The 13,995-nt window shown below is 73.9% G+C and carries 10 protein-coding genes and 2 pseudogenes; 7 read left to right on the top strand and 5 right to left on the bottom strand.

From position 1 onward, the window contains the following. Nucleotides 1-12 precede the first annotated feature (12 nt). The 3 genes and pseudogenes from AB0G63_RS22430 to AB0G63_RS22420 all read left to right on the top strand — a co-directional run. A complete protein-coding gene (locus AB0G63_RS22430; RefSeq protein ID WP_360752937.1) occupies nucleotides 13-444 on the top strand; it encodes a hypothetical protein in 432 nt (143 codons plus the stop codon). Further along, nucleotides 441-4,343, top strand: coding sequence for a hypothetical protein (locus AB0G63_RS22425; protein ID WP_360752934.1), 3,903 nt, complete (start codon nucleotides 441-443; stop codon nucleotides 4,341-4,343). Before AB0G63_RS22430 ends, AB0G63_RS22425 begins: the two co-directional genes overlap by 4 nt. 66 nt (nucleotides 4,344-4,409) lie before the next feature. After that, a pseudogene (locus AB0G63_RS22420) lies at nucleotides 4,410-4,708 on the top strand (alpha/beta hydrolase); the annotation flags it as partial. 106 nt (nucleotides 4,709-4,814) lie between these two features. Here AB0G63_RS22420 and AB0G63_RS22415 read toward each other — a convergent pair. Further along, nucleotides 4,815-5,492 (bottom strand): GPP34 family phosphoprotein, encoded by a 678-nt coding sequence (locus AB0G63_RS22415; protein ID WP_360752931.1) that lies wholly within the window; start codon nucleotides 5,490-5,492, stop codon nucleotides 4,815-4,817. 345 nt (nucleotides 5,493-5,837) lie between these two features. On the opposite strand from AB0G63_RS22415, the gene AB0G63_RS22410 reads away from it, so the two are divergent. The 3 genes from AB0G63_RS22410 to AB0G63_RS22400 all read left to right on the top strand — a co-directional run bounded on the left by AB0G63_RS22410 (nucleotide 5,838) and on the right by AB0G63_RS22400 (nucleotide 9,565). Then, on the top strand, nucleotides 5,838-7,526 hold the full coding sequence (locus AB0G63_RS22410; protein WP_360752989.1) for an ABC-F family ATP-binding cassette domain-containing protein: 1,689 nt from the start codon (nucleotides 5,838-5,840) through the stop codon (nucleotides 7,524-7,526). A gap of 70 nt (nucleotides 7,527-7,596) precedes the next feature. Then, nucleotides 7,597-8,373 carry a dimethylargininase gene (gene ddaH / locus AB0G63_RS22405; RefSeq protein WP_360752928.1) on the top strand — a complete coding sequence of 259 codons (777 nt, stop codon included), beginning with the start codon at nucleotides 7,597-7,599 and terminating at the stop codon, nucleotides 8,371-8,373. A 220-nt stretch (nucleotides 8,374-8,593) separates the two neighbouring features. After that, a complete protein-coding gene (locus AB0G63_RS22400; RefSeq protein WP_360752925.1) occupies nucleotides 8,594-9,565 on the top strand; it encodes an acyl-ACP desaturase in 972 nt (323 codons plus the stop codon). Nucleotides 9,566-9,922: 357 nt separating this feature from the next. Here the strand turns inward: AB0G63_RS22400 and AB0G63_RS22395 are convergent. Together AB0G63_RS22395 and AB0G63_RS22390 are read right to left on the bottom strand one after the other, a co-directional pair. Beyond that, nucleotides 9,923-10,147 (bottom strand): annotated as a pseudogene (locus tag AB0G63_RS22395) (DNA polymerase III subunit delta); the annotation flags it as partial. A gap of 255 nt (nucleotides 10,148-10,402) precedes the next feature. After that, nucleotides 10,403-10,663 (bottom strand): WhiB family transcriptional regulator, encoded by a 261-nt coding sequence (locus tag AB0G63_RS22390; protein WP_360752923.1) that lies wholly within the window; start codon nucleotides 10,661-10,663, stop codon nucleotides 10,403-10,405. A gap of 271 nt (nucleotides 10,664-10,934) precedes the next feature. Here AB0G63_RS22390 and AB0G63_RS22385 point away from each other — a divergent pair, with 271 nt between their 5' ends. Beyond that, complete coding sequence (locus AB0G63_RS22385; protein WP_360752920.1) at nucleotides 10,935-11,723, top strand: VOC family protein; 789 nt, start codon at nucleotides 10,935-10,937, stop codon at nucleotides 11,721-11,723. A gap of 43 nt (nucleotides 11,724-11,766) precedes the next feature. Here AB0G63_RS22385 and AB0G63_RS22380 read toward each other — a convergent pair whose 3' ends face one another. Then, nucleotides 11,767-12,810 (bottom strand): LacI family DNA-binding transcriptional regulator, encoded by a 1,044-nt coding sequence (locus AB0G63_RS22380; RefSeq protein ID WP_360752918.1) that lies wholly within the window; start codon nucleotides 12,808-12,810, stop codon nucleotides 11,767-11,769. A 248-nt stretch (nucleotides 12,811-13,058) separates the two neighbouring features. Beyond that, nucleotides 13,059-13,994 (bottom strand): ornithine cyclodeaminase family protein, encoded by a 936-nt coding sequence (locus AB0G63_RS22375; RefSeq protein ID WP_360752915.1) that lies wholly within the window; start codon nucleotides 13,992-13,994, stop codon nucleotides 13,059-13,061. Nucleotide 13,995 lies beyond the last annotated feature (1 nt).

The raw sequence follows: 13,995 nt of genomic DNA, 5'->3' as shown, positions 1-13,995 counted from the left end.
CAAGGAGACGACATGGAGACCAGTGTGGAACTCGCCGGCCTGGCTGCGGCGGCCGCGGCGCGCCTGATCGATCTGCTGGCGACGGACGGCTGGGCCGCGGTCAAGTCCTCGGTCCTGTCGCTGTGGCGGTCCGCGCACCCGGAGCGCGTCGAGGAGGAACTCGACGATGCGCGCGGCGAGTTGCTTCAGGCACAGCAGACGGGCGACGGCCAGGAGCTCCAGGGGCTGCTGGTCGCCGAGTGGCAGGCCCGCATCATCCGGCTGATGGCCACGCGGCCGGACGCCGTCGACGAGCTGCGCGCGCTGTTCGGCGGGGAACCGCGCGCCGCCGGAACCCCGGAACAGCAGATCACCGGCTCGATGACACTGGAGGCGCATGTCTCCGGCGGCGACGCGTTCCTGGCCGGCCGGGACATGACCGTCACCAGGGGCGGACAGGCGTGACGGAACGCGGCACCGGTGCCTCGTCCCCGGACGGGCCGCCCCTCTGGCAGCCGAGACGGCAGGAGGCGAGCGCGACCGGCGGCGGCAGCGTCTTCCAGGCCGGCCGCGACCTCCACGTTCGCCTCGGCGACCAGGGGCGCAGAACCGTGCCCGGCTCCGGCGCCGACCGAGTGCTGTGCCCGTACCCGGGCTTGGCCCCGTTCGGCGCGGAGCACAAGCAGTGGTTCTACGGCCGTGAGCGCATGGTTCACCTCGTGTGCGAGCGGATGGACGCCCGGATGCGTGAGGGCGGCCCGCTGGTGCTGATCGGCCCCTCGGGGGCCGGGAAGTCGTCCCTGCTCGCGGCCGGGCTGCTGCCGGCCCTGGACGACGGCCGGCTTCCGGTGGCGGGTTCGAGCACCTGGCCGCGGCTGCTGCTGACCCCGACGGCATCCCCGGCCCTGGCACTGGCGGCGGCCGCCGGGCTCGACGCCGAGACCGCCCGGCGCACGGCACCGGCGTGGCGGGCCGATCCCGCACGGTGCCTCGCGGAGCTGCGCGAGATCACCGGAGCCGGCGATCCGGCGCCCGCCGGGGAGTCTCCCTCCGCAGGCCTGGTCGTCGTGGTCGACCAGTTCGAGGAGATCTTCACGGCCTGCGGCGACGAGACCGAACGGCAGTGGCTCATCGACTTGCTCGACCGTCTCGCCCGGCCCACGGGCGGTGCGGTCGTGGTGCTGGGGGTGCGCGCGGACTTCTACGCCGCGTGCACGGCCCATCCGCAGCTGCGGGCGGCGCTCCAGGCCGGACCGGTCCTGCTGGAGCCGATGACGGAGGACGAACTCAAGGACGCGATCCGCCGCCCGGCCGGCAACGTGGGCCTCGACGTCGAGGACGGCCTGGTCGAGGTGCTGCTGGCGGACCTGGGCGCGGTCGGGGGACCGGTCGGTACGAGCACCACGGGCCGGCTGCCACTGCTCGCGCACGCGCTGCGGGCCACCTGGCAGCAGCGCCACGGCCACACGCTCACCGTGGACGGATACCGCGTCACCGGCGGCATCCAGGGCGCCATCGCCACCACGGCGAACAGGCTCTACGACACCCTGCCGCCGCCCTGCCACGAGGCCGCGCGGTGGGTGTTCCTGCGGCTCGTCATCGTGGGACGCGACGCCGACGACAGCCGCCGGCGCGTCCGCTACGACGAGTTGCTGCGTCACGCGCCGGACCGGGCAGCGGCCGTCAGAGTCCTGGACGACTTCACCCGTGGCCGGCTGCTGACCCGGGACCAGGACACGGTGGTGATGACACACGAGGTGCTCATCCGGGCCTGGCCCCGGCTGCGGGACTGGATCGAGCACGACCGCAACGGGAACCTCGTACGACAGGATCTGGAAGAGGCGGCCGCGCTCTGGGAACAGGCCGGCCGGGAGGCAGGCACGCTGTACCGCGGCAACCGCCTGGAGGCCGCACTCGCCTGGGCCGAAACGCACCGGCCGGAACTCAGCGGCGCCGCCCGGGCATTCCTGGCAGCCGCCCACCACCACCAGCGGCGCGGGCAACGGCTCCGGCGCGCCGCGGTCGCCACCATCACCGCCCTGGCCGTGATCGCCTCGCTGGCCGCGGTGTTCGCCTTCCGGCAGGAGTCCGACGCCCGGGCCGCCGCCGCCAGGGCCCTGCAAGCCCGCGACCAGGCCATCAACGCCGCCGTCACCTCCGCGTCCGTGCAACTTGCGCCGACCGATCCCTCGCTGTCCGCTCAACTCGCGCTGACCGCCTACCGCATGGACCCGACCCCGGATGCGGCGTCCCGGCTCGTCACGACCGAGAACACGCCGCTGGCCACCCGGCTTCCCGGCCCGCGCGGCAGCGGCGCGGTGTACACCGTGGCCTACAGCCCCGACGGGCACATGCTGGCGGCCGGGAACGTCGACCAGAAGCTCGTCCGGCTGTGGGACGTCTCCGATCCCAGCCGTCCGGTCGCGCTGGGCCGGCCCGTGCCCGTGGACCGTTCCGTCAATTCGATCCTGTCGCTCGCGTTCAGCCCGGACGGCCGCGTGCTGGCCGTCGGCGGCCACACCATCCACAACCCCGACGGCGGTTCGGGCGGATTCGTCGACCTGTGGAGCCTCACCAGCCCCAGCCACCCCGTCCTGCTCGGCCGGCCGAGGAGTCCCGCCGTTCAGGGCTGGGACGCCGCGACCTCCATCGAATCGCTGGCGTTCAGTCCCGACGGCCGTACCCTGGCCGCCGGATGGCACGGCGGGTTCGTCAGCCTGTGGAACGTCACCCGCCCCGACGACGTCGACCCGTCGGGAGCGCCCCTGGACCTCGACTGCCCCGACGTCTTCTCCCACCGCATCGCGTTCAGCCCCACCGGGCACACCCTGGCCGCCGCATGCGACGACGACGCCGGCACCGTCCGCCTGTGGAACACCACCGACCCGGCCCACCCCGGCCGCGGCCGGTCCCTGAGGGCCGGGCATCGCGTCGTCTCCCTGGCGTTCAGCCCGGACAGCCGCACCCTGGCCGCCGGATCGAGGGACAGCACGGTCCATCTGTGGAAGGTCGCGGACCCCGCCCACCCCGCCCCCCTGGGCAAGCCGCTGACGGGTCCCGCCCAGACCGTCATGTCGGTGGCGTTCAGCCCGGACGGGCACACCCTGGCGGCCGGCAGCGCCGACCACACCGTCCATCTGTGGAACGTCACCCACCCCGGTGCCATCGGCCCCCTGGGCCGGCCGCTGACCGGTCCCGGCGACGCGGTGACCGACGTGGTGTTCAGCCCGGACAGCCGCACCCTCGCCGCCGGGAACACCGACGGCAACGTCGACCTGTGGAGTCTGCCGCCGACCCGCGTCATCGGCGCCGGCGGCAATGTGGCGTCCGTGGCGTTCAGCCCCGACGGGCGCACCCTGGCCGCCGGTAACCAGAACAACAGCGTCTCGCTGTGGAACACCGCCGACCCCAGCCACCCTGCTCCCCGCGGTGATCCCCTCACCGGCCCGGAGCACCCGGTCGACGCCGTGGCGTTCAGCCCGGACGGACGCACCCTGGCCGCAGGCGACGGCGGCGGCACCGTCACGTTGTGGAACACCGCCGACCCCGGCCGTCCCGTTCGCCTCCGCGAGCCCCTCACCGGGGCGGGCGGGCCCGTCTTCTCCCTGGCGTTCAGCCCCGACGGTCACACCCTGGCCGCGGCCGGCGACAAGGACGGGTTCGGCAGCATCGCCCTGTGGGACGTCAGCGACCCCGCGAAGCCCGACGCCCGGCCCGGCATCTCCAATTCAGCCACGTCGTCCGTCTTCTCCCTGGCGTTCAGCCGCGACGGCACGATGCTGGCGGCCGGCGGCGACGACAGCAACCACAAGGTCGGACTGTGGAGTACGACCGACCCCGGGGTGCGCATCGGGGAGCCGATCGACCAGCCGATCGCCACCAGCACCTGGGTGGCGTTCAGCCCGGACGGCCGCACGCTCGCCACCGGCAACAGCCGCGGCACCGTCACCCTGTGGAATGCCACCGACCCCAACCACCTCACGCGCAGGGGCAGTCCCCTGACGGTACCCGGCGGCAGCCTGTGGTCGGTGGCGTTCAGCCCGGACGGTCACACCCTCGCAGCGGCCGGCCACACCGGCAGCGGCACCATCAACCTGTGGAACGTCGCCGATCCCGACCACCCCAGCGCCATCGGCCGGCCGCTGACCGTGGAGACCGGATTCGTCGCCGTTCTGGCGTTCAGCCCGGACGGTCACACCCTGGCCGCCACCACCGACGACGGCGTGGCCACGCTCTGGGACCTGAACGTCGAGTCCGCCATCAGCCGTGTCTGCGCCGGGAGCTCCGGCGCCTTGAGCCGACAGCAATGGAGGCGGTACGTTCCCCAACTGCCCTACGACCCAGCCTGTGTGACCACCCAGTAGGACCTGGCCGGCTCATCCTGGTGATGGGCGGCGCGTCGCACTGGAAAGCGCCCGCAGCAGGCATGTGTGTCGCTGGGCTGCGTGATCGGTGTCCCGCTCATCGCCGCCGAGTCCCGGATCCGGGCGGCGGTGCTGGGCCTGGCCGGCGCCGAGGTGCCGGCCGGGACGCCGCGCGGATCACCGTCCCGGTGGAGTTCCTCGCGCAGTGGGACGACGAGCGAGTGCCGCGGACCCGGCGCCTGGCACTGTTCGACGCCTTCGCCTCGACCGAGAAGACGCTGCACGCCAACCCCGGCAAGCACGGTGAGGTCCCGGCCTTCGAGACGGACAGCACGCTGCGGTTCTTCGCCCGGCACCTCGGCTGACACCCCCGCCCGCACTCCGTTCCCGGTGAGGGCGTTCAGCGGGCACCGGCCGGACACCGGCCATGGCACGAGGCGGCCGGCGGGAATCCGACGTGTGCGTGGGCCGTCAGTGCTCCGCCGCGACGGCCGTGGCACGCAGCGCCGCGCACAGCTCCCGCACGATCCCCGCCGCGCCGCTGCGCTCCGCGAGTTCCTCGACGCGCCCTCCGACGCGCTCTGCGAAGCGCTGATCGACGCGCCCCTCGTAGCTCTCCTCGCGCCCGTCCCCGTCGGCCGGGGCCGCCAGCGTGGGGAGGTCGGCCGCGGCCGCGAGGGCGGTGGCGGCCGCCTCCTGCGCGGACACCGCCGTGAGCGGCCCCGCGAGGGTCCGGCGGGCCTCCTCCTGCAGGGCCCGCACCACGTCGGCGCGCCGCAGGACGTGGTCGGCGGCCGGGAAGACGCCGAGCACGCGTCTGCGTTCCGCCGCCAGGTACCCGTCGGCGGTCAGCTGCTGCCGTACGGCGTCCGCGGTCACGCGCGCGTGCAGCGTCACCCAGTCGCGCCACCGGTGGGGGCGGGACTCCCGGACCAGTTCCAGCAGCCCGTCGAGGACGGGGTCGTCGGTGAGGGCGTCCATGTCGGCCGGGGTGGCGATGCCGTCGTCGTCGAGCAGCAGGCCACGCTGGGCCAGTTCGGTGAGGGCGCCCGCCCGGACCAGCGGGGCGGCGCCGGCGATCTCGCCGGTGACGGTGTCCCAGGCCAGCAGGTGGAGCCGGGCGGGCAGCGTGAGCGAACCGTGGGGCACGAGGTCTCCTTGGCGCGGTGGGGTGAGGTGGGGTCGGGTCGAGTGGGGCCGGCCGGGTGCGGGGCGGAACGGAGGCCGCGAAATTGCTTTGACACCGTCCGAGGCCCGCTCATACCGTGCATGACGGTTCTGTTGTCGTCGATCGGAGAAGGACGTTGCTCGTCTGAGGTCCCGGGACACCGCGTCACACACCTGAGGTGTGTGCGCAGCGTGCGACCTCGGCGATGAGCCGTCCTGACGGAGCAGGGCCTTTCCTGTGCCCCGGTGCGCTCCCCTCCCGCCGTCGGTCGTCGGTGTCTCGATACGCGTCTGCCCTTGACCGCACCACGCAACCGCGAGGCCCGTATGTCTGCTTCCGTCACCTGTACGTCCCTGTCCTTCACCTGGCCCGACGGCACCCCCGTCTTCGACGGTCTCGACGTCACCTTCGGCCCCGGCCGCACCGGGCTCGTCGGCGTCAACGGCTCAGGAAAGTCGACCCTGTTGAAGCTGATCGCCGGGCAGCTGACCCCGGCCGACGGCGCCGTGCGGGTGGCGGGCGAGGTCGGCCACCTCCCGCAGAACGTCACGCTCGACACCCGGCTGCGCGTCGACGAGGCACTCGGCATCGCCGCGCCGCGCGCCGCGCTGCACGCCATCGAGGCGGGCGACGCGGCCGAGGAGCACTTCGAGACGCTCGGCGACGACTGGGACGTGGAGGAGCGCGCGCTCGCCACTCTCGGCGAACTCGGTCTCGGACACATCCAGTTGGACCGCACGGTCGGGGAGGTGTCGGGCGGCGAGTCGGTGCTGCTGCGGCTGGCGGCGCTGTTGCTGCGCCGGCCGGACGTGCTGCTGCTGGACGAACCGACGAACAACCTGGACCTGTACGCGCGCCGACGGCTGTACGCGGCCGTCCGGTCCTGGCCCGGCGTGCTGATCGTGGTCAGCCACGACCGCGAACTGCTGGACCTGGTCGACCAGATCGCCGACCTGCACGCCGGGGAGATCACCCGGTACGGCGGCAACTTCTCCGCCTACGAGGAGGCGCTCGCCGCCGAACAGGAGGCGGCCGAGCGCATCGTGCGCGTCGCCGAGGCCGACGTCCGCAAGCAGAGACGCGAACTGGCCGACGCCCACGTCAAGCTGGCCCGCCGCAAGCGGTACGGGCAGAAGATGTGGGACAACAAGCGCGCGCCGAAGGTCGTCATGAGCGCCCGCAAGCGCGCGGCGCAGGAGTCCGCCGGCAAGCACCGCATCCTGCACGAGGAGAGGCTGGCCGAGGCCAGGGAGCGGCTGGACGAGGCGGTGGAGGCCGTACGGGACGACGAGGAGATCCGCATCGACCTGCCGTACACGGCCGTTCCGCCGGGCCGCAGCGTCCTCACCCTACGGGACGTGCGGCTCGCCCACGGCGCCTGCGTGGCCGGCGGCCTCGAGCTGCACGGCCCGGAGCGGGTGGCGCTGATCGGGCGCAACGGCGCGGGCAAGACGACGCTGCTGCGCACGGTCGCCGGGGAGCTGAGGCCGGTGTCCGGGGAGGTACGGGCGCACGTGCCGCTGCGGTTCCTGCCGCAACGGCTCGACGTGCTCGACGGCGAGCTGTCGGTCGCCGAGAACGTCGCCCGGTTCGCGCCGGGCGCCACCCACAACCGGATCCGCGCCCGCCTGGCCCGCTTCCTGTTCCGGGGCGCGCGCGCCGACCGCAAGGCGGCGACGCTCTCCGGCGGCGAGCGCTTCCGGGCCACGCTGGCGGCGCTGATGCTGGCCGAGCCGGCGCCGCAGCTGCTGATGCTGGACGAGCCGACGAACAACCTCGACCTGGCGAGCGTGCGGCAGCTGACTTCGGCCCTGGAGTCGTACGAGGGGGCGCTGATCGTCGCGAGCCACGACCTGCCGTTCCTGGAGTCGATCGGCGTCACCCGGTGGCTGCTGCTGGACGGCGAACTGCGGGAGACCGGCCCCGAGCAGCTCGGACAGACCCTCGGCGGCGCGCCTCGGGAGGGGCACGACCCGGCGACGGGGGTTTCGCCCTGGCCGGAAGGGGCTGCATGATGGCGAACGGGTGTCGCATCGCGAACACCGTCATCGACCGCCAGCCACCGCCGACCACGGAGACCCGGACGTGCCCAGCAAGAAGGCCCTCATCCGCCGCCCCGGCCCGCGCCTCGCCGAGGGTCTGGTGACGCACATCGAGCGGGAGAAGGTCGACGTCGATCTCGCGGTGCGGCAGTGGGAGGAGTACGCGGCGGCGCTCCGCGAGCACGGCTGGGAGACGATCGAGGTGGACCCGGCCGAGGACTGCCCCGACTCGGTGTTCGTCGAGGACACGGTGGTGATGTACCGGAACGTCGCCCTGATCGCGCGGTCCGGCGCGGAGTCCCGGCGCGCGGAGACCGCCGGGGTGGAGGAGGCCGTGGCCCGCCTCGGCTGCTCGGTGAACTGGATCTGGGACCCGGGCACGCTGGACGGCGGCGACGTGCTGAAGGTCGGCGACACGATCTACGTCGGCCGGGGCGGGCGTACCAACGCGGCCGGCGTCCAGCAGCTGCGGGCCGCCTTCGAGCCGCTCGGCGCGCGGGTCGTGGCCGTGCCGGTGAGCAAGGTGCTGCACCTGAAGTCGGCGGTCACGGCGCTGCCGGACGGGACCGTCATCGGGCACATCCCGAAGGTGGACCGGCCCTCGCTGTTCCCGCGTTTCCTGTCGGTGCCCGAGGAGTCCGGCTCGCACGTCGTGCTGCTGGGCGGCGGCAAGCTGCTGATGGCGGCGAGCGCGCCGAAGACGGCGGAACTGCTCGCCGACCTCGGCCACGAGCCGGTGCCGGTGGACATCAGCGAGTTCGAGAAGCTGGAGGGCTGCGTGACCTGCCTCTCGGTGCGGCTCAGGGAGCTGTACGCATGACGGGTGGGCGTGTTGCCCCGCCGGTTCCCGTTCCCGGGACCGGCGGATCCCCGGGTCCTGCGACACGCCCACCGAAGCGGCCCCGACCGGGCTGATCAGCGATCTTTACAGCACGCTTAACCTACGGTTTCGTAACCTACGGATTCGTAGCCTACGATTCCGTAGGTTCCTGCACTGCTCGCCGGTCCGTTCCCCCGTCGTACGTCCCCCTGGAGTTTCCATGACGATCACTTCCCCTCACCTCGGCAGCCCTGCCTGGACCGACGCCCGGCTGCTGCACGCGCTGGAGGAAGTGGTCGAGCAGGAGCTGAACCGGCATCTGAAGGTCGCCAAGGACTGGATGCCGCACGAGTACGTGCCGTGGTCGGACGGCCGGAACTTCCCCGGCCTCTTCGAGGACGGCGAGGCCTGGGACAAGGAGCAGTCCAAGGTCACCGAGATCGGGCGCATCGCACTGGTCGTCAATCTGCTGACGGAGGACAACCTCCCCAGCTACCACCACGAGATCGCCTCCCTCTTCGGCCGCGACGGCGCCTGGGGCACCTGGGTGCACCGCTGGACCGCCGAGGAGGGCCGGCACGGCATCGTCATGCGGGACTACCTGCTCACCTCGCGGGCGGTGGACCCGGACAAGCTGGAGCAGTTCCGGATGTCCCACATGAGCGAGGGCTTCGAGTCGGACAACCGCCACTCGATGCTGCACTCGATCGCCTACGTGGCCTTCCAGGAGCTGGCGACGCGCATCTCGCACCGCAACACCGGCCACCAGTCCGGCGACCCCGTCTGCGACCGGATGCTGGCCCGCATCGCGACCGACGAGAACCTCCACATGGTCTTCTACCGCAACCTGCTGAAGGCCGCGTTCGAGCTCGCCCCCGACCTGACCATGCAGGCCGTGCGGGACGTCGTCGTGAACTTCCGGATGCCCGGGCACGGCATCCCCGGCTTCGAGCGGGCCGCCGCGCAGATGGCCATCGGCGAGGTCTACAACCTGCGCATCCACCACGACGACGTCCTCCAGCCCGTGCTGCGGTTCCTGAAGGTCATGGAGATCGACGGCCTCGGCCCCGAGGGACGCCAGGCGCAGGAGGAGCTCGGCATGTTCATGGGCGGCCTGGACGCGGAAGCCCTGAAGTTCGACGAGAAGCTCGCCGCCCGCAAGGCCCGAATGGCGGCCCGCGCCAACGCCTGACCCCCGCCGTGCGGGGCGCCCCGTACGGATGGCGCCCCGCGCGCGGCCTGGGGCGCCGCCCGTACGGAGCGCCCCAGCCCCCGGCGCGGGGGCGCCGCGCACCGGAAGCCCCGGCTCCGGCGCGGGGCGCCATCCACCCACGACCCCGCGCAGACCACGCGCCACGACAGCCCCCGCCAGGGACGGGCACCGGTACGCCGGACACAGGCCGTGTCGGGCACCCCCGCACCGGGCACCACCCGTGCGGGAAGCCCCACCCCCGGCGCGGGGCACCACCCGCCCACCACCCCGCGCAGCGACAGCCCCCGGACGGGCGGCCGGGCTCCCGGTGGGCTGACCGCCCTGGAGCCGCGCAGGCAGCGCCTCCAGGGCCTCGGCCGCCCGCCCTTCCACGGCACGGTCGGCGACCGTGAAGCTCGACGCCCCGGCCCGCCCGGTGTAGTACCGCCCGACGACCTCCTCGTCGCTGGTCCCCTCGACGTCGGCGGCCGGCTGGGAGACCGCGGACGCCAGCTCGCGCAGGTCGCTTCCGATCGCGTCGACGAGCGCCTGGCACGCCTCCGGGCTACGGCGTCGGCCGACAACAGCCCGGCACCGCATGCCGGATCGCTCCTCGTGGGCCGCGATGCGACGCGCCGTCGTCCGGGGCCGCCGGCCCCGGCGACCATGGTCTCCGAGGCGGGAACCCGCTGGTGGGGGGTGTGTACGCCTGCCACCGGGACGTGGCCCTCGTCGCGACGCGCGCCCACCCCCGTACGAGAGCGCTGAAGGCGCGGGTACGTGTGCCCGCGGCCGGCGCGCCCCGCGTCCCACCGCACTCCCCCGTACCGCGTTGCGCTAGCGCGCAGCGCCCTCGCCGGGGGCGCGTCTGAGTTCCAGGCGTTCCTTTTCGGACAGGCCGCCCCAGACACCGAAGCGCTCGTCGTTCCGCAGCGCGTACTCCAGGCAGGCGGGCCGCATCTCGCACATGCCGCAGATGCGCTTCGCCTCACGCACCGAGCTGCCCGGCTCGGGAAAGAAGAAGTCCGCCCCGGTCTGCGCGCACAGCGCCTGGGCCTGCCAGGCGAGGTCGGCCGGGGTGATCGTGTCGATGTGCATGGGCGTGATCGTGCCGCGTGCCGAAAAACGTTCGATCAACGCCCGATCAACGCCGTGCCGCCTGGCCTCCGGCCACCCGATGGTGGACCGCGCCGACCCGTTGGTGCACGGCGGCGCGCGGGAGGCGGCGGAAACCCGGAGGGACGCCACGGTGACCCGCGGTGACCGCGGCCGGCCCCGCTCCATCCGCGGCGCCGCGGCGGCGGTTGTCGGTGCCCGGTGTCAGACTCGGCACAACACACAAGCGGGACCCTTGCGAGGAGGAGCAAAGATGCTCACCACCCGTTTCGTCACCGGCGCTCCGAACTGGCTCGACATCAGCACCTCCGACATCGACGGCGCCGTCTCCTTCTACGGCGGTCTCTTCGGCTGGCGGTTCCGTTCGGCGGGCCCCGAGGCCGGCGGGTACGGCTTCTTCCAGCTCGACGGGAGGACCGTGGCAGGCGGCATGCAGATCACCGCCGAGCAGGGTCCGCCCTGCTGGACGGTGTACTTCCAGAGCCCGGACGCGGAGGCCACAGCGAGGGCGGCCGAGCAGGCGCACGGCAGGGTGCTCGCACAGCCGGTGGACGTGATGGGACAGGGCCACATGGCCGTCCTCGCCGACGCGGCGGGCGTCCCGTTCGGCGTCTGGCAGCCCGGCGAGACCAAGGGCTTCGACGTGGCGGGCGAGGCCGGCTCGCTGTCCCGGGTCGAGCTGTACACCCCGGACGTCGCCGCGGCCGCCGCGTTCTACCACGCCACGCTCGGCCTGGAGACCTCGGCGGCGCCCTTCCCCGGCGCCACCTACTACACCTGCGTCAACCCCGCCGGGGCCGGTGAGGACGCCGTGTTCGGCGGCGTCGTACCGCTGGCCGACGACCCGTCGGAGGACACCGCGCACTGGCTGCCGTACTTCGAGGTCGCGGACACCGACGCGGCGGTCGCCGAGGCGCGGGAGCTGGGCGGCACGGTCCGGGTACCCGCCACGGACATCGAGGGCGTGGGCCGCTTCGCCAAGCTCGCCGATCCCTACGGCGCCCCGTTCGCGGTGATCAGGAGCGCGCCGCCGCAGGCCTGAGGCGGCGCCGTCCGCCCGGGTCGCGGGGTGCGGGCCGGCGGCCTCAGGCGGAGGCGCGCCGGACCAGCGTCGTCGGCAGGACCAGGTCGGCCGGTGCGTCCCTCGCGTCCTGGGCGGCGTCCCGCTGACCGAGGCGGCCCAGCAGCTTCCTGGCCATCAGCCGGCCCATGCCCTCTATGTCCTGACGGACCGTGGTCAGCGGAGGGTCGGTCTGCTCGGCGACGGGCAGCATGTCGTCGAAGCCGATCACGGCCACGTCGTCGGGCACCCGCCGGCCGTGCTCGCGCAGCACCCGCAGGACGCCGGCCGCGCTGAGGTCGTTCGCGGCGAAGACGGCGTCCACGTCGGGACAGCGGTCGAGGAGCCGGCGCATCGCACGCTCGCCGCCGGCCGGGGTGAAGTCGCTCTCCACGACCAGCCGCGGGTCGGCGGCGCCCATGACGTCCCGGTATCCCTCGAGCCGGTCCGCCGCGGAGGTCTGGTCGAGGGGGCCGGTGATGTGCGCGACACGGGTGCGGCCGAGGCCGACGAGATGGCGTACGGCCTCGCGGGCGCCGCCGCGGTTGTCGCTGTCGACGTACTCCACGTCCTGCGCGTCGTCGCCGTCCTTCCAGCCGGGGCGTCCGCCGAACACGGTCGGGACGCCGGCGCGCTGGATCAGGCCGGGCAGTGGGTCGTCGAGGTGCAGCGAGAAGACGAGCGCGCCGTCGACGTGGCCGCCCGCGAGATAGCGGCCGACCCGGGCGTGGTCGTCGCGGCCCTCGGTGAGCAGCAGCACCAACTGGTTGTCGTGGGCCGTCAGCTCCTTGCTGATGCCGCGCAGTTGCAGGGCGAAGAAGGGGTCGGCGAAGACGCGGGTCTCCGGTTCGGCGATGACGACGGCGATGGCGTCGTGCCGCCGGGTGACCAGGCTGCGCGCGGCCTGGTTGGGGACGTAGCCGAGTTCCTCGACGGCCTTGCGGACCCGCTCGACGAGCTTCTGCCGGACCCCGTCGCCGCCGTTCACCACTCGGGAGACGGTGGCCCGGGACACGCCGGCCCGGGCGGCCACGGCCTCCAGTGTGGGACGTGGCGCTGTGTCGGTCACTTCCAAGCTCCTCATCGGCGGGTGCGGATCAGAATAGCTCCGGACGGGCGGTGAGGAGAGAGCGCTCTCGCCGCCGAACGCGCGCCGTGTCCGCCCGCCGCGGCTGCACACCGTGTCCGCCCGCCGCGTCCGCGCACCGTTCCGCCCGCCGTATCCGCCCGCCGTGGCGCGCCGGAAGGCCGGCCGGGTCACGCCAGGTCGGCCGGGTCACGCCAGGTCGGCCGGGTCACGCCGGTGGGCCGGCCGGGTCACGCCAGCAGGTCGGCCCGCTGCCCCCGGCCGTCCCGCTCCGCCCTGCGGTACGCCGCCCAGGCGAGCGCCAGGTCCTGCCAGGGAAGCCCCACCGGCGCGTACACGGTGCGGGCCTCCCCGCCGGTCCGCCCGGGACGCTCGCCCCGCAGCACCTCGCCCAGGGTCGCGTCGGCGGCCGCGGCCGGCAGTCCGGCCGCCGCCAGGGCGCCCGTACGCGCGGCGAGTTCGCGGTCGTCGACGACGAGCAGGGCGTTCTGCAGCAGGTCGGCCGCCAGTTCCTGCTTGCCGGGCTCGTCTGCGCCCAGGCTGGTGAGGTGCTGTCCTTCCCGGGTGTCCGCCAGCCGCAGCAACGGCTCCCGCGCCCAGGTCGCCAGCAGCACGACGTCGGCGGCCGCGGCCACCTCGGGCGCACTGCCCACGACACGACCGCCGTGCCGCGCGGCGAACGCGGCGGCACATGCGCCGTCCGTGTCGTGTACGACGAGGCCGCCGAGGTCCCGCAGCGCGCGCAGGCCGCGCACCATCAGCTCGGCCTGCGCGCCCGCGCCGATCACCCCCACCGCCCCGCCCGGCCGGGCGAGGGCGTGCGTGCCCAGCGCCGCCGCCAGCCCGGTCCGCCAGGCGGTGACCGTCGCGGAGTCCAGCAGCGCGAGCAACTCCCCGTCCCTGCCGCTGTGCAGGCAGATCACGCCGCGCAACGCGGGCCGGGCGCCCGGGAACTTGGCGTTGACCTTCACGGTGTACGCCTCGACACCGGGCAGCACCCCGGGGATCAGCGCCGTGGCCGTCCCCGGGAACGGCAGGTCGGTGCGGATCCGCTGTCCGGGGACCGGCACGGTGTGCGCCGTACGGAACCCGGCGCGCAGGGCGGACAGGCACTCGTCGACGTCGAGCACGGCCTGGAGGTCGCTGCGGGTCAGCAGAAGCGTCACC

Origin of the sequence: Streptomyces sp. NPDC020996, assembly GCF_040641355.1 — a bacterium.
GTDB lineage: Bacteria > Actinomycetota > Actinomycetes > Streptomycetales > Streptomycetaceae > Streptomyces.
This window is presented reverse-complemented; position numbering and strand designations above follow the sequence as displayed.